Genomic DNA, 23,674 nt, shown 5'->3' with positions numbered 1-23,674 from the left:
ATAGCTGGGGAAGCTGCGGGAACTTGCGCATCACGGGTCACCGTTCTACACCTTCGGCTGCAGTTCTCGCCATGCTCCCGGAGCGTACATCGGGCGGTGCTGGACTACCCAATGCCCGGTGACACATGGCCGCCAAGCACGTCGCGGTAGAATCGATCGGGTCGTACTTCGGGTGCATGACCGATCCCCGGTATACGCGGAACCGCAAGCACCGGTTTGTGGACATCGTGGTGATTGCGGTGTGCGGGGTGGTGTGCGGGTGCGACGGCCCGACCGCGATCCGCCGGTGGGCCATGGTCCGGGCCGAGTGGCTCCAGGGGTTCCTGGAACTGCCCAACGGGCTCCCGTCCCGGGACTGCATCCGCAACTGGCTCATGGCCCTCCAACCGGACGCGTTCTAGAAGTGCTTCCAGGAGTGGATCGGGGCGGCCCTGGTGACCGAGGGCGGTGGCCCGAACCGGTTGGTGGCCATCGATGGCAAGACGCTCCGCTGGTGCCACGACGCGGCCCAGGGGCTCGGCCCGCTCCAGGGCAAACGCACTCAATCCTCGGGATTTTTCAGTAGTACCTGTTCGAGGTAGGTATTATCCCATCCGGCCTTGAGTCGCCGGTTCTTGATCCCACATTTGGCGTTTGCCTTCTTCAACATCGCCAAGGCGATCTTGCGCACGAGGGCCATATTCTGCGGGCCGTGCCCTTCACGGAGTCGGTGGTCGTCTTCTCGGAACGCGACATCCAGCACCCAATGGCATGAATTCTCGATGCACCAATGAGCCCGGATCCACGTTTGGAACCGCTTGGCCGATGCCTTCCGCGAGCTGATGTAATACCGCACCTCGTCGCTCGTCCTACCGGCGACCGTGCGGCTGCTGACGAGCACCACGACGGACCGCAACCGGGGCCACACATTCCGGTCCCGGATCGACTCCAGGTCGTCGATCACGAAGCAGAACCGCATCTCCTCGCGCCCGTGGCCCGTTCCTTCGTTGAGGTCGGTCGAGCGGCCCGCGTAGCTCGCCTCTAGGGCCCCCTCGGCCAACCGCTGGATGTCCTCGAGCAGCCGCGGCTGGTTGTCCTTGACCGCCAGCAGGTAGTCCCCCTTGGCGGCCACGATCTGCTGGGCGATGTCCTTCTGGGTGCCCATCGCGTCGATGCTCACCAGGGCCCCCGCGAGGTCCAGCCGCTCCAGCAGTTCCGGGATCGCGGTGATCTCGTTGGACTTCTCGTCGGTCTTCACCTGGGCCAACGTGAGGCCCAACTGCTGAGCCCATGCGCTGACGATGTGTGTGGCCTTGCGAGCCCCCGTGCCGGTGACCCGCTTGGACCCCCGCATGGTCTTCCCGTCGATCGGGATGTGGGGCACCCGGAGGCCCTCGGCGGCGTCCGCGACCCACGCCCGGAAGCACCGCCCGAACGCCTCCGGGCGGACCAGCGCGAACACCCGGTTGAGGGTGTCGTGGGACGGAATCCCGTTGCGCAGCGTCAGCCCCAGCCGGTCCCGGAACCAGGACTCCTTGGCCCGCGCGAACTCGGCGATCGACACGAAGTCATCGGCCCCGACGATCGTCCCACAGGTCACGATCATGAGTACATCAATCAAGTCGTGGAAGCACTTCAACTCGACCCGCGGATCCGGGATCTGGGACAGGTACTCGATTAACGGGCGTGGGCCGGGGGCGGCACTCATCGGCAGACTCCGAGGCGGTGAGGGCGCGCCAGAATCATATGGAGGCGGGGCCGCACATGCGCAGGAGGCGAGCGATGGCCGCTCGATCACACGCCTCAAAATTAGCTAGAATCCAGCGATTCCTAGGGGATTGAGTGCGTTTGCCCTGCGGCCCGCTCCACATCGCGAGAGCGTGGGCCACGGAGCACGGGGTCGCGTTGGGCCAAGTGGCGACCGAGGACAAGTCCAACGAGATCACCGCCATTCCCGTGCTGCTCGGGCAGTTGGAGCGGAAGAAGGCCGTGGTGACGATCGACGCGATGGGGTGCCAGAAGGACATTGCCCGGGACATCGTGGCCGGGGGCGGGGATTTCGTCATCGCGGTCAAGGATAACCAGCCCAAGCTGGCCGCCGCAATCGCATCGGTCGTCGAGAAGCATCTGGAGGGCGAACTCCAGGCGCGGCGGCACCGGAACTATCAGACCGATACCCACGGGCACGGGCGCCGGGACGAGCGGTTCCACTGGGTGGCCCAAGTGCCCCCGGGCTTCGCGGCCAAAGGCGAGTGGCCGTGGATTAAAGCGATCGGCACGGCGGTACGAATCACCACACACGCCGACGGAACCCAGAGTGACGAGGTCCGGTACTACATGCTGAGCCGGTTCCTCAGCGGCAAGCGGTTCGGTGAGGTGGTGCGCGGGCACTGGGGCATCGAGTCCATGCACTGGGTGTTGGACGTCACGTTCGGCGAGGACCGGACCCGCACTCGGCAGCGGGTCCTGGCCAACAACTTAAGTTGGGTCCGGCGGTTCGCCATCACGCTGCTGAAGCGCCACCCCGAGAAGGATAGCATCCGGGGAAAGATGATCCGGTGCCTCATGGATACATCGTTCCTCAACGAAGTCCTTACTTTACAAGGCAATTAATACGCGCTGGCCGTGCGGCCGGCGGGATGTTCGAGCTGTGGGCCTGGGAGATCGGGCCGGACGGCCCACAACTCCGGTGGAAGCAAAAGCCGAGGGGGATCGCCTACCGGTCGCTGGCGTTCGCCCCGGACGGGCGGACCGTGGCGTGCGGCGGGGACGACGAGCACGCCATTCACCTGCTCGCGGCGGCCACCGGAGAAACGACCGGCACGCTCGACGGGCGCGGGCACAAGCTGATCTACTCGCACGACGGCCGGAGTCTCGCCTCGTGGGACCGCGCCCGCACGAGCGAAGTGTGCGTGTGGGACGTGGCCGCGGCGGAGAAGCGGCGCGTCTTCTCCTGCGGCCGCGACAGGGCCGCTTGGGTGACCAGCTTCGCGTTCTCGGCCGACGACCGGACCGTCGTCACCGCCGGGCGGGATCGGACCATCCGCCTCTGGGGCCTCGCCACCGGCCGGCCGCGCGTGCTCACGGACGCCGCCAGCAACAACCCGTTCGTCGCGTTCGAGGCGGACGGGGGCGTGCTGATCGAGGCCGGCGACCGCCGGGTCCGGTTCTGGGACCCGGCGACGGGCACGGCGGCCCGGCCGACGGTCGAGGCCCCCGACATGACGCTGAACCTCATCTTCGACGCCTGCCGGGTGTCGGCCGACGGGCGCCGGATCGCGTCGGCCACGCCCACGACGATCGGCGTGTGGGACCTGCGCACGGGCCGGGCGATCGGCCCCACCGGGGCGCCGCCCGGGTACGTGGCCTCGGTCGCGTTCGCCCCGGATGCGCAGACCCTCGGGCTGACCGCGTCGGCCGGCGAGTTCCTGTTCGTGACCCAGTTGTACGACGCCCGAACCGGCCGGCACCGGGGCGAGTTCCAAACGAGCCGGGAAGGCCAAGGCGTCGTCGGGATGTCCGCGCCGATTGCGGTTGCCGCGAAGGGGGAAATCGTGGCGGCGGGGGCGCGTGCCCGCCTCGCACGCGAGTTCGCGATCACCGGGCTCTGCTTCTCGTGGAGGCCGGGAGAACAGGCGCCGGCGGTCGAAACCGTGGTGGCCGGAACGGGCGTCGGCGGCAGCACCGGCCTTTTGCCGAGCCCGGCCCTGTCGCGGGACGGCCGCCTGCTCGCGACGAACCGGGCGGGCGGCGTCGTTGTGGTGGACCGGACGTCCGGGAGCACGGTTGCGACGATCAAAATCGGACCGGTCACGCAGCTCGTCTTCTCGCCCGACGGCGGGTCGATGGCGTGCTGGGAGCCCGGTGCCGAGAGTACGACCGTTTCCGTCTGGGACACACGAACGGGGACGCGGCGCGGCCGTTGGACGGTCGATGCCGGGCGCCACGCACCGGTCGCCCCGCTGGCACTTTCTCCGGGCGGAACGCGGCTGGCGATCGGCTCTCCCGTCTTCAGCCCCGGGAACGACACCGGGTCGGTCAGGGTGTGGAGCGTGGCGACCGGGGAGCGGGTGTGGGAGGCGTCGCTGCCGACCAACCCCGCCTGCGCGGTGGAGTTCTCGGGCGACGGACGGGCCGTGGCCACCGGCGGGGCTGACGGCGTGGTGCGGGTGTGGGAGGCGCAGAGCGGACTGGAGCGGTTCCACCGCGCCGGGGGCCGGTGCTGGTGCTCGCGTTCTCCCCGGACGGCCAGCGGATGGCGTCCGGGGGTGCCGACGCCACGGCCCTCGTTTGGGACGTACGGCCTGACCGGGCGCCGCCGGACGCCACGCCCGGGGCGTATTGGGACGCTCTGACCGGCCGGGACGGTCCCGCCGCCTACGGGGCGGTCCGGGCGCTGGCCAACGACCCGGTGGTCGCCGTTCCGCTGCTCAAAGAGCGCCTCACGGCCCCACCACCGCCGCCCGAGCAGATCAAACGCTGGATCGCGGAACTGGGGGACGAGCGGTTCGCGGTCCGGGAAGCCGCCACACGGACCCTGGCCCACCAGGGCGCGGCGATCGAGCCGTCGCTGCGTGCGGCGCTGCGGGCCGCCCCTCCGGCGGAAGCGGCGACCCGGTTGACGGACCTGCTCCGGGAGCTGGGGCCGCGCTCGGCGCACAACCTGGGGGCCGTTCGGGGCGTCGAGGTGTTGGAGCTGATGGGCACCCCGGCCGCCCTCACGCTCTTGCGAGAGCTCGCCGAAGCGCCGGCCGACACGCTCCTCGGCCAGGAGGCCCGGGCCGCGTGCCGGCGGCTCGCCGAGGTGGGACGAACACCGTTCCCGTGACGCCCCGGACCCGCCTCCGTTCCGGTGCGGCACCATACCGGACGCACGCCGCGGATGGGGTAAAAGGCTCACGCGCTCCGCCGACGAAATAGGCGGGCAAGCAGGCAACGTGTCGGTTGGTGATCGGTTCGACTCGCACTCCCTCTCCCTTTCGATCCGGACGCTCTCCAGAGCGGTGGGCTTCGGCCCGTATTTATTTCCTTCGGGAGGTTGGACCATGTCGATCACTCCGTATCTCACCCCGCCTAACGAGACGGGCCGGGGCGCGCGTTCTCACCGCCCCTCGGCCCCCCGGTGCGATCCTGATCGGCCTGCTCCTCCCCGCCGTCCAAAAGGTGCGTGCGGCCGCGGCCCGCATGAGGTGCGCCAACAGCCTCAAGCAGGTGGCCCTCGGGCTGCACGGCTTCGAGAGCGCCCGGGGCCGGTTCCCGCCGGCGGCGGCCCCTGCCTCCGGTGACAGCTTCCAGACGCCGCAGGGCCGGTACCGCGGCTCGCCGAAGTACGTCAGCAACAACCGGATGGGCCGGTACAACTGGGTGATGGTGACGCTGCCGTACGTCGAGGCGGACGCCTACTACCAGCAGGCCGTGGAGGCCGAGGGCGCGGGCCTCAACAACCCGGTATCGCCGTACTACGCCGGCGGGCGGAGCGGGCTCGCCGCGAGCCTGCCGAAGTTGTTCCTCTGCCCGGCCGAATCGATCGCGGACCCGGTGTACGCGAGGGCCGCACCGTTCGACCCGTCCGGCGCGACCACCTACACCAGCCTGTGCAGCTACGTCATCAACAGCGGCACGTACCTGCACAGCGGCAACCCGGGCGACGACGAGCAGTTCGACGTGCCGGACGACGGCGTGGGGTACTGGAGCTCGACCACCCGGATCACACACATCACCGACGGCACCAGCAACACGCTGCTGCTCGGCGAGCGGGCGTTCACCGACCCGGGCTACGAGATCGTGGCCAAAGCGGTCATCAACGAGCAGCTCGCCGCGATGGGCTACCCGGCCGCGTATTACGACCTACTGTGTGGGCTCTTCGGCGACCGCCTCGAGGCGCTCGGCGCGTGGGACGGTGTCACCCCGAACGACTTCGTGTCGCCGCGCGGGTACGCGGTGTCGGGCACCCCGATCAACTACCGCATCCAGCTCACGCCGGCCCAGCTCGCCAACCCGTCTGGCTCGGACCCGGCCTTCCTCTTGGCGTACGCCCAGCGCCGCCGGGCCTACGGCAGCGGTCACCCGAGCGGCGCGAACTTCGCGTTCGTTGACGGCTCGGTGCGGTTCCTGAACAGCGCCACGCCATTCCAGCTCGTGCGCAACGTGAGCAGCATCGCGGGCGGCGAGGTGATCCCCGGGGACTTCTGACCGCACCCGCACCGCCACCCGCCCGGCCCGCGGCGGCGCCGCACCGGTACACATTCATACATACTTGGTGAACCCATGCTCCGGGTCGACAAGCGGATCGTACTGTTCTGGTTGGCGGCTGCGGCCGTGGGGCTCGCGCCCGGGTGCGGCAGGACCCAAGACGTGGGCCTTGTCGAAGGGCGCGTGACACAGGGCGGGCGCGGGGCGCCCGGCATCGCGGTCATGTTTATCCCGGTCGCACAGGGGGCGCAGCCGGCCGCCCGCTCGACCGGCATTACGGACGAAGACGGCCGCTACACGCTGGCGTCTGACGACGGGCGGGCCGGGGTTGCGGCGGGCACCTACCGCGTGTGCCTGGTCGACACGCGGGCGCTGTCCCGCCCCACGGTCGCGCTCCCGGCCGCGGTCATCAAGCACCTCGGCCCGCCCAAGATGGACCCGTCTAAGACCCAGGCGACCTCGTCGCGTGGCACTCGCGTACAACGACCCGGAGCGGACACCGATCCCGCCGGTCGAAGCCAAGCCGGCTCCTCAAGTGTTCGATTTCGACGTGCCCGTCCCGGCGAAGCCGGCACAGCTGAAGTGATCCGACAACGTGGCTCCCGTTGGATCCGGCCCACACCTCCTGTTACTCGGACACCGCCGCGATTCGGCGGCCGAGTAACAGGAACCACAATGATTAAGGTGGCTGTGCCGCCGCGTGACGAACTTACTACGGCGGCGCGCAAGATACGCATTGAGGCTTACGGCCCGGCCGTCATTGCCCGTGAGTCCTGGTATTCGGCCTGCTTATCTTTCGCGCCGCCGAAATAATGATTGCCTACAGGTGCCAGGATTTGTGGCGCGAGCCGCGGTTGGTCCGCCCCCGCTGCTCGACCTGAATGATAGTTCGACTGTCGGCGGCCAGAACCACACAATAGCAAGCGCGGGTTGCGCGGCCGCCTCTCGCGAGTATGGCCTACAGCCCGTGCCGGCCACACCGCAAACTCTTCCCATACCAATTTTCAGGTACGTCAGGGGCGCTTGTAGTCGCGCGCGTGTTAACTCGCGGGCTATCAGTTTTTCTGACACGATAACCCAACCTGCCAGTTAACAGCCGAGAGCCCGCGAGAGGTTCGAAGAGTGTTCGCCTCGGACACCGAACCGGATCCGAACGAGCGACCGCTCGACCACACACGTCTGCGGCCACTTCTCACGAAATGCTATAATTTCCAGTGTTTCGAAGGGGGCAGGCCCAAAAAGTCTCGCGCGTGGAGAGGCGTGGGAGTTCGAAGAGTGTTGTGCTCGGGGAGTTGAGTCAGCGGGTGCGGAATAACGCACCCCACGAGTTAACGTGCACAGCCGGGAGAGCTCTCTCCCGGTTGATGCTATTTCTGCCACGTTTTTCAGGCACTTTGTCGCCCCTCATCCCCATCGCAAAAGTCTCGGGTTCGACGGAGATAGCTCGGGGTCCGAGCTGAACCCTACCGTTCCAACTCGCACCCCGAACTTCTCGCCCCAAAAGTCTCAAAGACTCTCCCAGAGACGGCCCGACGAGTTAACACTGGGTTCGTCTCGCACCCCGAACGAGATCCGAACCGGTGGGGACGGCTACTCGGGCCCGCGCGCCGCGAGCCGGCGGGCCAGGGCCAAGTGCCGAACCAGCTCCGCCCCCATCTCGGAACCCGTTCCCGCCGGGTCGCGGAGCACGGCCGACGGGTGGTGGGTCGCAATTGCGCGCGCCACCGGTCCCGCAGCCACCGGCTCGCCGCGGCGCTCGGCGAACCGGAACAGCGGGCCGAGCACCGCCCGCGCCGCGTGCGGGCCGAGGCACACGACCACGGCCGGGGCGAGCGCCGCCAGTTCGGCGGTCAGCCACGGCCGGCACGCGCCGGCCCCCCGGTGCGGCTCGCGCGGGGCGGCCGGCGACGGACGCGGCGCCCGCTTGACCGCGTGGGTCCGGTACACCGCGGCCGGGTCGAACCCCGCCTCGGCCAGCGCCCCGGCGAGCAGGTCGTCGGCCGCTCCGCTCGCGCGCGGGTGGTCGCCGACCAGTACCACCCGCGCGCCGCCCGGGCCGACGCCGAACGCCGGCGGCGCGCCCGGCCCGCACCGCCCGCACGCGGTGCAGCTACGCGCCGCGGCGCGCAGGCTGTCGAGGTCGCGGGCCGCGGGCATGAAGGCCGCCGCCGAGCCGGCCCCCTCGGCGTGCGCCACCATCGCCGCGACGCGGTCACCGGCTTCGGACAAGAGGTCGGGGATGATGGCGGCTTCCGGCAGCGTCGCCCAGTGCCGCACCGGCAGCTCCTTCTTCATCGCCGTCAGCTTGATCCGGGCCGGGTTGAACGTGGCCCGGTAGTACGTCTTCCACATGTCTTCGAGCACGTCCGGCGGGGGCGCGGCGCCCGCCGGCACGCCGGGGCCGAAGTGCAACCCCACGCCGTCCCACGTCACCGACTCGTCGGGGGTCAAGATCGACCAGCGCATCTCGGGGAACCGGCGGCGGAAGAACGGGGCGGCCCGCCGCACGATCCGGTGATCCGGCCGGTGCCACGCGACGAAGTGCCCGCCCACCGCGCGGAACCGGACGAACGCGTGCATCTTGTGGACGTCGCGGCGCACCGACTTCTCCGCCCGCAGCAGCCAGCTCACCTCGTCGTCGGTGGCCAGGGCGAGCAGGTGCGGCTCGCCGCGGGTCAGCCGCCACAGCACCCGGTAGAGCCGGTCCCACCGCTGCGCCTCGCGGTGACAGGCGACCGCCTCCGCGAGCGCGACGAACGCCCGCGGCACCTCGGGCGCGGCAGCGGTGGGCGCGGGCGGCAGTTCGCCCGCGGCGAACAGGCCCGGCGCGGTGCCGTCGTCGAAGAGGACGTCGGCCGGGGGCACGGCGGCGACGAGCAGCGCGCGGGCGGCGGCACGCCACGCGGCGAAGTCGGGGGCGGCGACGATCATGCGTCGCCGCCCAGGTCGTCGAACAGGGTCGGCTGCACCGACCGCTTCAGGCCCACGGTGTCGAGCCGCCGCACGGCCGGGTTGTGGTCGCCGGTGAGCACGAACGGGGCCGCGGTCTTCCAGTTCACCCGCAGCTTGCGCAAGTCGGCGGCGGTCAGGGCGTGGTGCCGGCGGATCGCCAGGATGCGGTCCACGTTCCGCACCCCGACGCCGGGCACCCGCAGCAGCAGCTCGCGCGGGGCGGCGTTCACGTCCACCGGGAACCGGTCGCGGTTGGCCAGCGCCCACGCCAGCTTCGGGTCCACGTCGAGCGCCAGGTTCGCGCCGGGGGCCACCACCTCCCTCACCTCGAACCCGTAGAACCGGAGCAGCCAGTCGGCCTGGTACAGGCGGTGCTCGCGCAGCAGCGGCGGGCGCAGGGCGGGCAAGCGGGCGTCGGCGTGCGGGGTCGGGCTGTACGCCGAGTAGTACACCCGCCGCAGCTTCTGCACGCGGTACAGCGCGTCGGCCGTGGCGAGGATCACTCCGTCGGTGGTGGGCGTCGCCCCGACCACCATCTGGGTGCTCTGCCCGGCCGGGGCGAACGCCGGCGCCGTCAGCCCGGCCCGCGCGTCGGCCGCGCGCTCGGCGATGCCGTCGGCCACCACCGCCATGGTGCCGGTGACCTCGGCGTGCGTCTTCTCGGGGGCCAGTTGCCGCAGGTCCTGCTCGGTGGGCAGCTCGATGTTGGCGCTCAGCCGGTCGGCCCAGCGCCCGGCCTCGGCGACCAGTTCGGGCGACGCGCCCGGGATCAGCTTCAGGTGGATATACCCGCCGAACCCGTGGTCCTCCCGCAACCCGCGGGCCACCGCGATCAGTTGCTCCATCGTCCCGTCCACGCTGCCGACGATGCCGCTGCTGAGGAACAGCCCCTCGATGTAGTTGCGGCGGTAGAAGTCGAGCGTCAGGCGGATGACCTCCGCGACGGTAAACCGGGCCCGTGGGGTGTCGCTCGACACCCGGTTGACGCAGAACTTGCAGTCGTACACGCAGTAGTTGGTGAGCAGCAGCTTGAGCAGCGACACGCACCGCCCGTCGGGCGTATAGCTGTGACAGATGCCCATGCCCTCGGTCGAGCCGAGCCGGCGGTCGCGGCGCGTCGTGCTGCTCCCGCTACTGGCGCACGAGGCGTCGTACTTGGCCGCGTCGGCCAGCACCTCGAGCTTGCGGCGGATGTCCATGGGGTACCGTTATGATCGGGCGATCACGAGTGAACACCCTAACAGAACCGCGACACCGGGTCAAACGCAACCGCCGGCAGCCGCTCCCCGTGTCCCGCGTCCCCGCTTCCGGCACGGCGGCCCGCACAACCCCTCCAGTCGCACCCGCACGACCTGACGCTCGGAGCCGGCCCGCGGAGCCACGTCCGAAACGGCCGCTCCGTTGCGCGCTGAGCTGAACACGTCGAACGCGTTCGGTGTACTTAACAGGTAGAGACGTTTCCGCCATCCCGCCATCCCGCCATCCCGCCAGCACACCGGTCGCACCGCGAAGGCCGCTGGGGATTCACCCCCGAGGTGCCCCGATGCCTTCCACCCGCAACCCCGTCACACTCACCCCCGACGAACGCGCCCGCGAGCTGGCTCGGCTCCTGGCCACCGGCCTGGTGCGCCTCGGCTCGGCACTTCTCGTGTCCCAACCGGTGCTCACCGCCGGCACGGCAAGGTCATCAAATTCCGAGACGAATGAGTTTGCGATTTCACCCGAGAAGAGCGTCACTGGGACCGGCGGTTCACGCCGCCGAGAGCCGAGATCGCCAGCTTTTCCGTGGAGGACCCGAGGTGCCGATCGATGTCGCGAAGGAACTGGCCGGGCTGCGGCGGCTGACCCCGAAAGAGTTGCGGGCGCGGTACGCGGAGGTGTTCGGCGAGCCGACCGCGTCGGGCAATCGCACGTGGCTCGTGCGGCGCATCGCGTGGCGGCTCCAGGCCCTGGCCGAGGGCGGGCTCAGCGCCCGCGCGCAAGCCCGGGCGGCCGAGCTGGCCCGGGACGCGGACCTGCGGGTGATCCCGCCCAAGGGGCACGCCGACGAGCCCGCGCCCGGCCCGGTCCGCACCGGCACCGTGCCGACGCACGCGAGTGACCCGCGACCGCCCCCGCCCGGCACGATCCTCACCCGCACGTACAAGGGCACCGACGTTCAGGTCAAGGTCCTGGCCGCCGGGTTCGCGTACGACGGCCGGACGTTCGGCTCGCTCAGCGCGGTCGCCGCGGCGGTCACCGGGAGCCACCTCAAGGGGTTCCACTTCTTCAAGCTCAACAAGCCGGAGGGCACATGAAACGGAACGGCACAGCGACCGCCCCGAAGCTCGCGCCGCGGGCCGCGGTCCAGCTGGTGCGGTGTGCGATCTACACCCGCAAGTCCACCGAGGAGGGGCTCGAGCAGGAGTTCAACTCGCTCGACGCCCAGCGAGAGGCCGGGGAGGCGTTCGTCCGGTCCCAGGCCGGCGAGGGCTGGGCCCTGGTGCGCGAGCGGTACGACGACGGCGGGTACACGGGCGGCAACACGGACCGCCCCGGGCTCCAGAAGCTCATGGCCCACATCGAGGAGGGCCGGGTCGACTGCGTGGTCGTGTACAAGGTCGACCGGCTCAGCCGCTCGCTCCTCGACTTCGCCCAGCTGATGCGCGCATTCTAGCAGCAGCAGGTGGCGTTCGTGTCCGTCACCCAGCAGTTCAACACCGCCACCTCCATGGGCCGGCTGGTGCTTAACATGCTCCTGTCGTTCGCGCAGTTCGAGCGGGAGATCATTTCCGAGCGGACCCGGGACAAGATCGCCGCCACCCGCCGCACGGGCAAGTGGGCCGGCGGGCACCCGGTGCTGGGGTATGACATCGACCCCAACGGGTACAAGCTGGTGGTGAACGTCGCCGAGGTCGAGCGGGTGCGGGCCATCTTTGCCCTGTACCTCGAACACGGCTCCTTGCTCCCGGTGGTCGAGGGCTCGCCGCACGGGGTTGGACCACGAAGCGGTGGGGCACCAAGAAGGGCCCCGAGCGGGGCGGCAAGCCGTTCGACCGCACGAACCAGTACAACCTGCTCACCAACCCGCTGTACACCGGCAAGGTCAAGTACAAGGACGAGGTGCACGACGGGGAGCACCCGGCGGTCGTCGACCCGGGCGTGTTCCACCGGGTGCAGGAGGCGCTGTGGCGCAACGGCCGCACCGGCGGGGCACACGTCCGGAACCAGTTCGGGGCCGTGCTCAAGGGGCTGTTGCGGTGCGCCCCGTGCGGGGCCGCCATGACCCCCACGCACAGCACCAACGGGGCCAAGCGGTACCGGTACTACGCGTGCGTCGCCGGCCAGAAGCGCGGGGTCCGCACGTGCCCGTCCCGGAGCGTGCCGGCCGAGCCCGCCGAGGCGTTCGTGGTGGACAAGATCCGGGCGGTGGGCCGGGACCCGGAGCTGCTCCGCCAGGTGCTGGACCGGGCGCGGGACGCGGGCGCCGCCCGGGCCGCCGAGCTGGAGGCCGAGCGGGCCGGGCTGGAGAAGGACCTGCGGGGCTGGCACGCCGAAGTGCGGAACCTGTCGGTGCAGCTGCGCCCGGGCTAGGGCCAATACCGTTCAACGGGGGGTGTACGAAAGTGGGGCTTTCAAGCAAGCTGGTGTTTACCACAACGCCAGACTTACAAGGAGGCCCCAGATGGAACGTATCTATACCGAACTGAACCAGTTCTCACAATGGCCCTCGTCCCAACGAACGGCGGCACTGAAGCAGTTGCTACCCCGAGAACTGATGGCAGAGGTGGTGACCGAATCGTCGCTCCCGTCGAACTTCTGTTGTCGGCTCCTGAACTGGTTCATGCTCTGGTTCGTAGTCGGAATCGGACTGTTCAGCCGCGACAGCTACCGGCAGGTGTTCAAGTGGCTCAACCCGTTCCGCCCGAAGGGTACACCGGAGCGCTCGACCCTGTGCATGGCACGGGTGCGGCTCGGGGTTGCGCCCGTGCGTCGGCTCCAGGAACGCGTCACCGCGCTGCTGGCAACACGGGCCACGCCGGGCGCGTTCCATCACCAGTACCGACTCATGGGGCTCGACGGGTTCGCGGCCGATCTGGCCGATTCGGCGGCCAACACGCGGGCGTTCGGCCATCCGGGATCGGGACGAGCAACGGGCGCGTTCCCGCAGGCTCGGGTGCTGAGCCTGTGCGAGTTGGGTACCCATGTGCTGTGGCGCAGTCTGATCAAGCCGTGCCGCCGGGGCGAGGTCACGATGGCTCCGGCCCTGTTGCGGCACCTGACTTCTGAGTGACCTGTCCCATGTGTGGCGGTTGGGTGGGTAGAATGGTCCATGCGAACCCAATCCTACCCGAGCGACGTGACCGACGAGCAGTGGGGGCTCATCGAGCCACACATCCCGTGTACCCCGGCGGCCGTCCCCGTACCACCGCCCTGCGGGACGTCACCGACGCGGCCTTCTACGTGCTGCGGACCGGTTGCCAGTGGCGGTACCGGCCCAAGGACTTCCCGCCCAAGTCCACGGTCGGGCGGTACTTCGACGAGTGGCGACACAACGGCACCCGCGACACGATCCATGACCTTCTCCGCAAAAAGGTCCGCACCGCCGAGAGGCCGTACTCGCCCCGGACGACCGCGAGCGTGGATAGCCAGTCGGTGGACACGACCTCCGGCGGCGAGGAGCGGGGCCGGGACAACGCCAAGAACGTGGACGGGCGGAAGCGGCACATCCTCGTGGATTCCATGGGGTTGCTGTTGGCCGTGCTGGTGACGGCCGCGGGCGTCGATGATGCCAAGGCGGCGGCCGAACTGTTCGGCCGGCTGGACGAGCAACCGATGGGGAAGGTGCGCCGGGTGTTCGCCGACCGCAAGTACCACAACTACGCCCTGTACGAGTGGGTCGAGACGAACGCCCGGTGGGAGCTGGTCATCGTCCGCCGCCCGGACGGGGCCAAGGGGTGGGTGAAGTTACCGCGGCGGTGGACGGTGGAGCGGACGTTCGCCTGGCTGGGGACGTGCCGGCGGTTGTCCAAGAACCGGGAGAAGGCGGTGCGGTCGTCGGAGGCGGTCGTCAAGTTGGCCATGATCCACCTGATGCTCAACCGGCTTGAGCCGAAAGGGGTCGACGCCGAGTTTCAATACCACACGGTGGCATAACTCTCACATATGGGACAGTCACTGAGGCCACCACACCGACCCACGACCGGAATTGGGCGGCTCCTCGACCGCGCGGTCCGTGACCCCCGGAACCCGGTGGACGGAAACTGGCGCGGGAGGGACCCGTTCGCGCCGCGAGTGCGATCGATTCGCTCGCGGCCCCGGGTGCCGGCGGCCGGTCCAACCGCCGCGCCCTCCGTTACCAGTAGACGGGGCACCCAGTCACGTTTCTCATTAAGATGTTGATAGATATTAATATTGTTAAGAAAATTATTTAGTATATTGTATCGTGATTTTTGTGTTGTAATCATCAGGCGTCCGTCTCCATTTCAACCTGAACCAACGCGCCCCCGACCAGATACGGGGTGACGTTGATGTTCGACCGGGTAAGGAGGAAGTCGATCAAGCCGCCGGCGTCTTGAAGCGGATCGCCGTCGGCCACCACCGCGCACGACGCGAGGTCGATCGTCACCGCCTGGCCGCGGCTGGGAAACAGACCCAGGTGGGGGCGGCCGATGATGCACTTAAAAGAGGAGAGGCCGAACGTCTTTTGCTTGCCCTCCGCGCCGCGCCGGGGCGGCGGGGTGACGGGCGAATTGGGCCGCACCGTGAAATCGGCCACGGTTAACTTGTCCAGCGGGGTGCCGACCCCGTCGATGACCCCGTCGTAGATCGCTTCGACACCGGCCTTCTTGGCCTGCAGGAGCTGCGCGAACAGCTCGTTGTGGTCTGCCAGCGGGTGTTCGTTGAGCCGCAACTTGTCGGACGTCGGGTCGACGCGCCACTCGTCGGTCGGCCTCAACGGGTCCGGGCTGAGAATCATCCTCATGTAATTTTTAACGCCCACACTGCCGTAAAACGCCAGAATATTGTCTTTAATTACGATGCTCATCTTTTGCTCACTGGATGTTCTGTTGGAACTCGCGGCCCCGCGCCCTCTCAAGGCGACGGAACCGCACCCGGGCGCGGGGCCTGCGCCGCCCCGTACTTGAGGCGCAAGACGCTGGCCCCGGCCCCGATGGTCACAACGAACAGGTCGTCGTGGCCCTCGACGAGCGCCACGGGCGAGGCGGCGCCGAGGCCGGCGATCAGCGCGGGCACGGTGTTGCTGTGGCCGGCGACGAGAATCACGGAGCCGCTGCCGGCGGCCGCGACCTCCGCTGCGAACGCGGCCGGACCGGGGGTGACCGCCGGCGCCACCCCCAGCTCGGCCGCGAGCGGCGCGACGGTCTCCTGGGTGCGGGCCGCGGGGCTGACGTAAATGACCGAAACGCCCGCCGCCCCGACCGCGCGGGCGAGCGCCTGTGCCCGGGCGCGGCCCGCGGCGTTCAGCGGCTGCGCGTCGGGGGCCGGGCCGGCGTGCGCGTCGACGTCCGCGTGCCGCAACAGGATGACGGTCTTCATTGAGCTCTCGACCGGCCGAGGCCGGGTTAGTGTTGCTCCAGCCACGCGAGCAGGGCCGCGAACGCCGGGGTCATGGCGGTATCCGACTGGGTCAGGGCGGTTCGGCCGTCCCCCTCCACGGTGAGCGTGTAGCTCATCGCGTCCCGGGCGCGCCCGGGGCGCTCCCCCGGCGGCGTGCCGGCCGCTACGGCGGCCGCCACCAACCGGGCCAGCTCCTCCGCCAGCGGGGCCGGCAGGGCGTCGGTGTCCACGACCTGCGGCGGGCGGCGGATGCCGGCCGCCAGGCCACCGTGCTTCGCCAACGTCACTTTCATTGCTCGTCCTCCCGGGCGACCGTCGGGCATTGTACCCGCGCCGCGGGGCGCCCGTTACCTCTTCGTCTTGAGCGCCCCGACGTCCTTCACCAGTGCCTTGACCTGGCCGGCCAGGGCGGCGACCTGCTTCGTGAGGTCGGCCAGGGTGTCGCCGGACGCGGCCCCGCCACGCCCGCGCGACCCGCCGGACGCGGCCCCGCTGATCCGGATGCCGACCTCCCGCCACGCGGCGGACACGGCCCGTTGTTCGGCGCTGTCGGTCCCGTACAGCTCGCCCGCCTTGGCGTACGTCGTGTCGGCGAACTCCTGGAACTGGGTGTCCGCGCCGGACGCCCGGAGCGCCTCGTACCAGATGTGCCCGGGGGCCTCCCAGGCGTTGCCGCCGATCCCCACCGCAGTCAGGTAGAACGCCTTGTTCGGGATGCCCGAGTTGATGTGGACCCCGCCCCAGTCTCCGGCCTCGGTGTCGGGCCGCACCTCGAACTTGCTCATGTGGTCGGGCTGGGGGTCCCGGCCAAGGAGGCTGTTGTCGTACGCCGTCCCCGGCGCCTTCAACGACCGCAGCGCGTCGGCGCCGATGCCCGGGGTGAACACCTCGGCCCCGATCAGCCAGTCGGCCGCGTCCGCGGACTGCCCGAGGGACCACTGCTTGACCAGCGACCCGAACACGTCCGAGATCGACTCGTTCAGGGCGCCCGACTGGAAGTGGTACTCCAAACCGGCGGTGAACTCGGTCACCCCGTGCGTCAGCTCGTGCGCGATCACGTCGAGGGAGCTGGTGAAGTCGGTGAACACCACGCCGTCCCCGTCGCCGAACACCATCTCGCGCCCGTCCCAGAACGCGTTATTGTACTGCACGCCGCGGTGGACGTACCCGTCGAGGCGCATCCCGTGCCCGTCGATGGAGTCCCGCTCGAGCACCTCCCTGTAGAAGTCGCGCGTGGTACCTAACCCGTCGAACGCCCGGTTGACGGACTCGTCGGCCGCCGGCGCGCCGTCCTCGGTGCGGGCCAGAACGGCGTTCGGAAGGAAGCTGCCGTTCCGGCAGTCGAAAATGGTTCGCCGGCCGCCGCCCGGGCCGGCGGCGGCGAACGCGACCGCGCCGCGGATCGCGCGCTCGCCGCGCAACCGGGCCGTGGTCAGCAGGGTGCTCAGCGCCGCCTGGCGAATGTCCTTGTCCTTGCTCTCCAAGAGCTTCTCAAGGATGTGCGGCGGGGTGATGCAGTTCAGGCAGCGACGGCACTCACAGAACATGGGGCACCTCGGTGTCAGGGGGCTTTGCGAACTCGCTCACTTCGGACCGTTCAAAGGCTGTTGATCCAACGTTCGACGACCGCGACCTCATCGGCGGTGAACCGGCCGGTCATAACGCCCGCGGTGATCTGGATGAAGAGGCCGCTGCCGCCCGGGTTCTTCGGCGCGACCAGCGGCGTGCCCTCCGCGGGCGGGAGCCCCGCGGCGCCCGTCTGTAGGAACTGGAGAATGTCCGCGTACCGCTCCTGTTCGAACAGGGTGCTCAAGACCTCGCCGCCGGCGGGCACGCCGCCGTGGCGGCCGGGCGACCGCGCCAGCGGGCGCTTCGCCTTGAGCAGCTCGATCATCTGCTCGCGCGGCGTCGGGGCGGTGGGGGCGGCCGCCCCGGGGCAGCCCGCGTCGATCCACTTCTCGATGCGCGCGATCCGGTCGCCCGGAACCGGAGGGGAGCCGACGGGCATACGCGGGAACTCGCTCCCGTCAAACGGCGGCTCGCCCTTCAGCGCCTTCACGAGGGCCGAGCCGGCCCCGTTGCCGACGGCGACGAGGCTGTGGCCGAGAACCTTGTGGGCCACGAACTGGTCGCGCGTCAGCCCGCGCCAGAACGCCCGGTGCGGCGGCCCGACCGCGCCGGCCGGGCCGCCGACCGCCTGGTCGAGGATCTCGACCACCTGGGCGAAACCGATCGTCGCGCTGTCGCCCGCCCCGAACGGGTCGGGGGCCGCGAGCACCGCGCGGATCGTCCGGTTCGCTGCCCGGAGGCGGGCGATCGCTCGGTCGCTCCCGGCGGGACCGGTCAGGTCGGCCAGCTCCCCCTCCGCGGCGTCCAACACGTCGCGGTGGAGCTGCCAGCGGTCGGCGTCCCGGTCCGGGAGGTTCAGTGTGTAGGGCAGCTCGAACGGCGCCCCGGCGACCGGCGGACGGCCCGGCGGGAATGGGGCGCCGCCGCGGCGGGGGAGGCGGGCGAGGACGTTCGACACCTCGCGCAGGGTGGTCTGCATTTCGGTGAACGCCCATCCCAACAGTGCGGCGCGCCGGCGCGCCGCCCGCGGCCGGCCGTCCGGGTCAACGACCGAGCCGTCCGTCAGCAGGTGGTGGAGCAAGAAGTGGAGCAGCATCCGGTAGCGCGTGTTGAACACCTTGGCCCACCGGACCGCCACGCCGTGCGTGACGCGCCCGGCCTCGAGGTCCGGGTCCGGGAACGGCGCGGGGCTCGTGCTCGGGTGGCGCGGGACCGGCACCGCGGGGTGCCAAAGCACCGCCCCGTGGTCCGCGTCCGTTTCCGGAAAGTCCTTGTACATCTGGTAGAACAGGTCGAAGTGCGAGCCTGTCGGATCGCTCCCCGGCCCTTCGCCCTGCTCCGCGATCAGGGAGAGTACGGCACGAACCTTGTTTTTGGTCTCGGACGGCGTGCCCCCGAACCGCGCCAGAATGCGGGCGCGCTTGTTGGCCGGTAGGGCCGTGGCGTCGCTCCCGCCCCATTCCGCCGGGTCCGCCTGGTACCCGTTTGCGGTCTCCGGTCGGAACGCATCCGACGGGACGCGCCCGAGGAGCTCGAGGATGCGGGCGTAAAGCGCGCCGACCCGGTTGATCTCCCCCTGGTGGTTGGCGACCCGCGCGCGGGCCAAAATCTCTGGAAGGAGTGGGTACGCAGCCGGGTCGGGCCGGGCGGGCATTTCGGCGGCCACGTACCGGGCCAGGGACGCCTTGGTCACCGGCTCCAGGGTAAAGGGGAACGGGTAGAACTCGCTGCGGAACGGCATGTCCTCGCGTTCCAGGTTGAGCGGGCCGCCGATCGCCCGGAGCACGTTCTGGACGGTCATCAGGTGGAACATTTCCTCCACCGCGATGTCGAGGAGCGTCCGGTCCCACCCGCCGGGGCCGAACACTTTGGCGTGCGGTTCCGGCTCGAGGTCGCCCCCGTTCGCGCGCAGGCGGGCCGCCGGCTCGCCGAACGAGAACGCGGCGTAGAGGTACTGAACGAGCAGCGCGTGCTCGATCTCGGCCGCGGTGTGAAGGAGGAAGACGGCCTCGTCCCGAGCCGCCAGCGGTTGAGCGGCTTCCGGCCGGGGCTCCGGCGGGGCCGGGCACAACTGCGGCCCCGCCGCTCCCGCCAGGGCGAACGCCGGCGGGGCGGCGACGCGCGCGTTACCCGCGTGCCCGGCCGGTCGCCAGGTGATGAATCCGTGTGGCACCAGAGCGTCCTCTTTATTGGTGTTCCAGTCGGCCGGAGGCGAACTGGTCCTCCGGACAGCCGGCGTCGATCCACCGCTGAATGAACGCGATGTCCGGATCGGGGACGGGGTCGAGTCCCGCGGGCATTCGGCTGAACCGGGCCCCAGGCGGCGGGTTCGGGAGGTCGGCACCGAAAGGCGCCTCCCCCCGCAACGCCTTCACAAGGTTCGACTCCGCCCCGTCCCCCACCGCCACGAGGTCAAGACCTCGGAACCGGAACGTGACGAACTGGTCGCGCGTCCGGTTGCGCCAGAACGCCCCGTGGACCCCGATGTCGACGCCCGGGCCTCCGACGGACTGGTCGAGGATCTGCTGGACGCGCTCGTAACGGGTCATTGTGCCTCCCCCTTGGTTCGTTCGGCTCGGGCCGGCTGGTCGGGAACCGTGATGCGTGACCGCGGGACGGCGTGAGCGCCGCCGTCCCGCGGTCGAACCCGGCGCCGCCGGGTCAGTGCGCGCAGCCCGGCAGCGCGTAGGGCTTGCCGTCCGCGGTCTTCACCCCGCTCTTGTCAACGACCACCCGCGTTCCGTCGTACAGCGTGACGGTGAACGAGTAGTCCTCGTGGTAATCGCGGGCCTGCCGGTGGAGGACGCACAGCGCCACGGTCTGGCCCAGCAGAACCGACTCCCGGTAGTCGCTCCGCCAGTGAACCCCGGCCATGTTCCGCCCGATCGCGATGTTGGCCGCGACCTTGTCCAGCTCCCCGCCGACGGTCAGCCGGTGGGCGTCCGGACCCGTGTACGGGACCAAGGCCGTTCCGTCGTCGTTCGGCACCACCGGGTGGGGGATCGGGTAATCCTCGTCGAAGAAGGCCTTCAGGATGGTGACGCACGCCCCGGCCACCGTCGCGTGCCCGGCCCCGTACGCCGGGTGCGTCGGGCTTCCCTCGGGAAATTGCATGGGGAGCAGGTACGTCCCGTGCCGTGCGAACACCTCGTCGAGCGCGGGCGAGTTGAGGACGTCGTCGTGGACCGGGAAGTCCTGGCGCGCGCCGGTCTTCCGGAAGTGGACCAGCCCCCCGTACGCTTCGGGGCGGAGGCGCCGGTGGACGAACCACTTCTGGAACCAGACGGCCTTCAGCGCGCGGGTGGCCACTTCGCAGACCAAACTGAGGATGTGCGGCCCCCCGAACGTCCCGAACCCGATCTGCGTTTTCGACTGGTTGCCGCTCGGCAGGCAGCTCGGTTGCCCGTAGGGGGCGTTCGCGTAGTACGGGTTCCCCTTGTCCACCGGGGCGTTCATCCCGAGCAGGATCAGGCAGGCGTTTAAGTACGCCTCGTACAGCGCGTCGACGTGGACGTACTGGCCCAGGTCCCGCATGTTCCGGATGTACCGCGGGGTCGGGTCGAACAGATCCGGCGGGGCGGCCGGGCTCCCGTCCTGGACCGCGAGCCAGGTGACCGGGTCCGTTAGGTACTCGTGACCGCCGACAACCGTTCGCTGCCGATGGCTGATCGTGAGCGACCCGTAGGGGACATCGAGGAGGAGGAACTGGGACACGAGCGGGCCGCGGTTCGACCCGGCGGCGCACCCGCGGAACAGCGTCTCGGGGGTCACCTTGCCGCCCACCTTCGGGCCGGTGAACGCGGCGAGCCGGGAGAGATCTGTGAGCGCGGTCGCGATCAGCGGGTGCGTGTCGGTGTCGCCGAACTGGGAGAACGGGACGTCGCGGAGCAGGGACATCCAGTACAGTTCGACGGCCTCGGCGGCGGCCTCGGGGCTGTTGACCTTCGGGGCGGACCGGATGGCCAGTGTCTTCGGGTCCGGACCTTCCAGGTCCGTGGCCAACCCGGCTTGGGGGTTGGTCAGCTTCCGTTTGAGGGCGAGGGGGATGTTGGTAAACGCGTCCGGGGCCGGAGTGGTGGTGCCGACGGCGGCGAGAAAGTAATTATCATAGACTTCCTTGACCACTACCCCGTACTGATCATGTTCCAACCCCTTGTGGTAGTTGCCGAGGTAGGTCGGAAAGTCCTGCTCGTCCCCGTTCGGGCCGGTCGCCGTAACCTGCGACGGGGTGCAGACGGGCGCCTCAGCCTTGACGACCGTATGAGCCGCGCGAGGTTTCGCCGGCTGGACCTGTTGGACTGTCGCCGGACGGGGGTGCTGGTCGACTTGTTCGGGTGGCATGAGAACCCTTTAGCGAGTGACTGAGGGGGCTGGGGAGGGGCGGGTGAGGGCCGCGCCGCATGTCCATCTAGTGCCCGTCGGCCCGGCGGGCACGGCGGGCTACTTGTCTCGGTAAGGACCGGGTGGTCGGCGCCCGGAAGCCGACGCGCGGCGGGCCGTGGGCGCCCGGCCCCGCCGGCGCCGGTCGTGTCAGTGGACGTTCTGGATCGGGACGCGGTTGAGCTGGTAGTAGAGGAAGTACCGCACGAAGTCGCGCAGGAAGTACGCCCGCCGCTCCAGGTCGGCGAACTTCCGCTCGATCACCTTCCCGTCCGGCCCCTTCGCGCCGGCCGGGTCCGGCAAGGCGAACTCCTTCCCGTCGGCCCCCTTGCCGCTCAGGAACGGGGACACTTCGGCCGCCCGGCCCTCGACCCGGGTGAGGGGGAACAGGTGCGTGAACGTCGCGCCGGGCTTATTCACCCGGGGGAACGCCTCGCCCGCGTGGCACCCGCTGCACGTCGCAAGTGACAGCAAGTGCCGGGCCTTGGGGTCTTTGATCCCCGGCGCATCCCAGAAGAAGTCCAACGGGGTGATCGAGGCCCCGTCCACGAACGGCCGACCCGCGGGGAACTGCACGGGCAGCCGGTGGCGCTCGTTCAGGATGGCGTCCAGGTTCGCCGGGACGTTCACGTACTCGGCGAGCCGCTGCCCACCGGTCGGGTTCGCCGCCCCGCCCCGGAGGGCGAGCCGGGGCGTTTGCTTGACCGTGACCTGGTATAGGAACCCGTCGTCGTGGGTGTTGACGACGAACTCGCGGAGCTCCCACAGCGGCCGGGGGAGCCCGTCGATCCGGTCGAGTTCCACCCCCAACTCACTCGCCACGAGGTCCAGTGCGATTTCATTCGTCCGCAGCTGAGCCAGTGCGCTGCGGTTCGGCGGGCACTCCGGGTCTGCCCCGGCCCGAACGAATTCCTCGGTGAGCCGCTCCAGGCGTGCCTTGTACGCGTCCGTCTTCGGGTCGTGGAGCCGCAGCTCGTACCAGCTTTCCGCCCAGTCCTTGACACCCTGCAAGCTTTTCCGCTTGATCCCGTACTCGAAGATGACGGTGAACAGCGCTGGCGGTGCCTTGTCGAGGTCTTTCTCTTTTCGCGTGTCGAGGGCGCAGAACATGAGGCGTGCCTCACCGGCCCCGCCGTCCCCGATCCGGTCGACCCCGAGAACCGCGTTACTGCTCAGGTCGAGGCGGTTGATGATGGCCATCAGCCGGAACGGGGCCTTGGCCAGGTCCAGCGGCTTGCCCGGGCCGCCGCTGGCCTCCTGCCACGGGTCGATGACGAGCGCCCGGATGCCGTCCCGGCGGTTGTCGATCCGGCACCCGTTGACGTTCTGATCCCGCTCCCAGTGCTCAAGCCAGCGGAGCACGAAATCGGACGGCTTGATGCCGGTCGCCTTCTCGTTGGCCATCTCGGTCATCAGGTGACCGAAGGACCAGGCACCGGTGCCCTTGGCCCGCCGGTCGTCAACGACGGCCGGGTCCCGGATCATCAGGCACCGCTCGCTGAGCGTCTGGATGTCCTCCTCGCACAGGACCGGGGAGCCGAGATACGGCGGCAGTTGCGTCTCCCGACCGACCGGCGTTTTGACCGCCCGCCACTGTTTGGCGTCCTTGGGGGCGAGTTTGTGCCGGCTGCGGTCCGAGAAGTCGACGAACTCGCCCACCTTCAGGAGGTCCTCTTCGTAGCGCTTCTGGTCCTGGTACAATTCGTCCGGGCCGATCGACACTCGCTGCGTCGGTTCGCCCGCGGGGACGCCTCTCTCGGGAATTTTGATGTCCTGCGTTACCGACCCTCGGACCAGGCGCTTTTCGGCGCCCGGGAGCCGCACTTCCATCACCGGGCCGCCGGTCGGGCTGCGCTCCTTCAGGGGCGTCACCGCGACCCGCCGGACCGCCGACGGCGCGGCGGCGCCCGGGCTCACGGGCTTGTCGTCCTTCTTCTCGTCTTGACCGTCGATGGCGCCGCCGGCAACCAGGGATGCCGCGACAAAGGATGCAACGGCGGCCCACTGGGCCCGGGATCGGGTCTGCATGCTGGGTCTCCTC

Annotated in this window: 21 protein-coding genes and 2 pseudogenes; 11 read left to right on the top strand and 12 right to left on the bottom strand. The window is 69.8% G+C overall.

Annotated elements, in window-relative coordinates; all coding sequences use genetic code 11:
• Nucleotides 1-125: 125 nt before the first annotated feature.
• Nucleotides 126-401 (top strand): transposase family protein, encoded by a 276-nt coding sequence (locus GobsT_RS26690; protein WP_010034836.1) that lies wholly within the window; start codon nucleotides 126-128, stop codon nucleotides 399-401.
• Nucleotides 402-541: 140 nt separating this feature from the next.
• Here the strand turns inward: GobsT_RS26690 and GobsT_RS26685 are convergent, their stop codons facing one another.
• Nucleotides 542-1,687: an ISAs1-like element ISGob5 family transposase gene (locus GobsT_RS26685; RefSeq protein WP_010033957.1), complete on the bottom strand. Its 1,146-nt coding sequence runs from the start codon at nucleotides 1,685-1,687 to the stop codon at nucleotides 542-544.
• A gap of 134 nt (nucleotides 1,688-1,821) precedes the next feature.
• Between GobsT_RS26685 and GobsT_RS26680 the strand changes: the two genes are divergently transcribed.
• The 4 genes from GobsT_RS26680 to GobsT_RS26670 all read left to right on the top strand — a co-directional run bounded on the left by GobsT_RS26680 (nucleotide 1,822) and on the right by GobsT_RS26670 (nucleotide 6,171).
• Entirely contained in the window at nucleotides 1,822-2,592 is a 771-nt protein-coding gene (locus GobsT_RS26680; RefSeq protein ID WP_081471440.1) for an ISAs1 family transposase, read from the top strand.
• 26 nt (nucleotides 2,593-2,618) lie between these two features.
• Nucleotides 2,619-4,334: a WD40 repeat domain-containing protein gene (locus tag GobsT_RS26675; RefSeq protein ID WP_010034845.1), complete on the top strand. Its 1,716-nt coding sequence runs from the start codon at nucleotides 2,619-2,621 to the stop codon at nucleotides 4,332-4,334.
• On the top strand, nucleotides 4,235-4,807 hold the full coding sequence (locus GobsT_RS38190) for a hypothetical protein (protein ID WP_157506538.1): 573 nt from the start codon (nucleotides 4,235-4,237) through the stop codon (nucleotides 4,805-4,807). Before GobsT_RS26675 ends, GobsT_RS38190 begins: the two co-directional genes overlap by 100 nt.
• 119 nt (nucleotides 4,808-4,926) lie before the next feature.
• Entirely contained in the window at nucleotides 4,927-6,171 is a 1,245-nt protein-coding gene (locus tag GobsT_RS26670; protein WP_330591423.1) for a DUF1559 family PulG-like putative transporter, read from the top strand.
• Between the two features lie 1,590 nt (nucleotides 6,172-7,761).
• Here the strand turns inward: GobsT_RS26670 and GobsT_RS26665 are convergent.
• Nucleotides 7,762-9,102 (bottom strand): TIGR03915 family putative DNA repair protein, encoded by a 1,341-nt coding sequence (locus GobsT_RS26665; RefSeq protein WP_109570859.1) that lies wholly within the window; start codon nucleotides 9,100-9,102, stop codon nucleotides 7,762-7,764.
• Entirely contained in the window at nucleotides 9,099-10,322 is a 1,224-nt protein-coding gene (locus GobsT_RS26660; protein ID WP_010034863.1) for a putative DNA modification/repair radical SAM protein, read from the bottom strand. Before GobsT_RS26660 ends, GobsT_RS26665 begins: the two co-directional genes overlap by 4 nt.
• A gap of 600 nt (nucleotides 10,323-10,922) precedes the next feature.
• Here GobsT_RS26660 and GobsT_RS26655 point away from each other — a divergent pair.
• Both GobsT_RS26655 and GobsT_RS39000 read left to right on the top strand, forming a co-directional pair.
• Nucleotides 10,923-11,420 (top strand): DUF2924 domain-containing protein, encoded by a 498-nt coding sequence (locus GobsT_RS26655; protein ID WP_010034864.1) that lies wholly within the window; start codon nucleotides 10,923-10,925, stop codon nucleotides 11,418-11,420.
• Nucleotides 11,417-11,884: pseudogene (locus GobsT_RS39000) on the top strand (recombinase family protein); the annotation flags it as partial. The gene GobsT_RS26655 and the pseudogene GobsT_RS39000, both read left to right, overlap by 4 nt.
• On the opposite strand, the gene GobsT_RS38995 reads toward GobsT_RS39000, so the two are convergent.
• Nucleotides 11,776-12,036, bottom strand: a complete 261-nt coding sequence (locus GobsT_RS38995; RefSeq protein WP_010034866.1) for a hypothetical protein — start codon at nucleotides 12,034-12,036, stop codon at nucleotides 11,776-11,778. The pseudogene GobsT_RS39000 and the gene GobsT_RS38995 sit on opposite strands and share 109 nt — an antisense overlap.
• Before the next feature lie 129 nt (nucleotides 12,037-12,165).
• Between GobsT_RS38995 and GobsT_RS39980 the strand changes: the two are divergent.
• The 4 genes and pseudogenes from GobsT_RS39980 to GobsT_RS26640 form a co-directional block, all read left to right on the top strand.
• Nucleotides 12,166-12,231: pseudogene (locus tag GobsT_RS39980) on the top strand (hypothetical protein); the annotation flags it as partial.
• A 153-nt stretch (nucleotides 12,232-12,384) separates the two neighbouring features.
• Nucleotides 12,385-12,696 carry a recombinase zinc ribbon domain-containing protein gene (locus GobsT_RS38985; RefSeq protein ID WP_197905150.1) on the top strand — a complete coding sequence of 104 codons (312 nt, stop codon included), beginning with the start codon at nucleotides 12,385-12,387 and terminating at the stop codon, nucleotides 12,694-12,696.
• 91 nt (nucleotides 12,697-12,787) lie between these two features.
• Nucleotides 12,788-13,396, top strand: a complete 609-nt coding sequence (locus tag GobsT_RS26645; RefSeq protein WP_010034870.1) for a transposase domain-containing protein — start codon at nucleotides 12,788-12,790, stop codon at nucleotides 13,394-13,396.
• A gap of 107 nt (nucleotides 13,397-13,503) precedes the next feature.
• A complete protein-coding gene (locus tag GobsT_RS26640) occupies nucleotides 13,504-14,259 on the top strand; it encodes an IS5 family transposase (protein WP_010034873.1) in 756 nt (251 codons plus the stop codon).
• A gap of 310 nt (nucleotides 14,260-14,569) precedes the next feature.
• On the opposite strand, the gene GobsT_RS26635 is transcribed toward GobsT_RS26640, so the two are convergent.
• The 8 genes from GobsT_RS26635 to GobsT_RS26600 form a co-directional block, all read right to left on the bottom strand.
• The gene (locus GobsT_RS26635; protein ID WP_010034876.1) at nucleotides 14,570-15,151 is read right to left on the bottom strand and encodes a hypothetical protein; all 582 of its coding nucleotides are present in this window, start codon (nucleotides 15,149-15,151) and stop codon (nucleotides 14,570-14,572) included.
• A gap of 47 nt (nucleotides 15,152-15,198) precedes the next feature.
• Nucleotides 15,199-15,663 (bottom strand): histidine phosphatase family protein, encoded by a 465-nt coding sequence (locus tag GobsT_RS26630; protein ID WP_010034877.1) that lies wholly within the window; start codon nucleotides 15,661-15,663, stop codon nucleotides 15,199-15,201.
• 26 nt (nucleotides 15,664-15,689) lie between these two features.
• Entirely contained in the window at nucleotides 15,690-15,977 is a 288-nt protein-coding gene (locus GobsT_RS26625; protein WP_010034879.1) for a protealysin inhibitor emfourin, read from the bottom strand.
• 54 nt (nucleotides 15,978-16,031) lie between these two features.
• Complete coding sequence (locus GobsT_RS26620) at nucleotides 16,032-17,231, bottom strand: M4 family metallopeptidase (protein WP_010034883.1); 1,200 nt, start codon at nucleotides 17,229-17,231, stop codon at nucleotides 16,032-16,034.
• A 50-nt stretch (nucleotides 17,232-17,281) separates the two neighbouring features.
• On the bottom strand, nucleotides 17,282-19,426 hold the full coding sequence (locus GobsT_RS26615; RefSeq protein WP_010034888.1) for a ferritin-like domain-containing protein: 2,145 nt from the start codon (nucleotides 19,424-19,426) through the stop codon (nucleotides 17,282-17,284).
• Nucleotides 19,427-19,439: 13 nt separating this feature from the next.
• Nucleotides 19,440-19,802, bottom strand: a complete 363-nt coding sequence (locus GobsT_RS26610; protein ID WP_010034892.1) for a hypothetical protein — start codon at nucleotides 19,800-19,802, stop codon at nucleotides 19,440-19,442.
• A 112-nt stretch (nucleotides 19,803-19,914) separates the two neighbouring features.
• Nucleotides 19,915-21,594, bottom strand: coding sequence for a vanadium-dependent haloperoxidase (locus GobsT_RS26605; protein WP_010034893.1), 1,680 nt, complete (start codon nucleotides 21,592-21,594; stop codon nucleotides 19,915-19,917).
• Between the two features lie 189 nt (nucleotides 21,595-21,783).
• A complete protein-coding gene (locus GobsT_RS26600; protein ID WP_010034896.1) occupies nucleotides 21,784-23,661 on the bottom strand; it encodes a hypothetical protein in 1,878 nt (625 codons plus the stop codon).
• Between the last annotated feature and the right edge of the window lie 13 nt (nucleotides 23,662-23,674).

The organism is Gemmata obscuriglobus (assembly GCF_008065095.1).
GTDB classification, from domain to species: Bacteria; Planctomycetota; Planctomycetia; order Gemmatales; family Gemmataceae; genus Gemmata; species Gemmata obscuriglobus.
The sequence above is the reverse complement of the archived record's forward strand: the minus strand, read 5'-3'. Positions and strand labels throughout refer to the sequence as shown.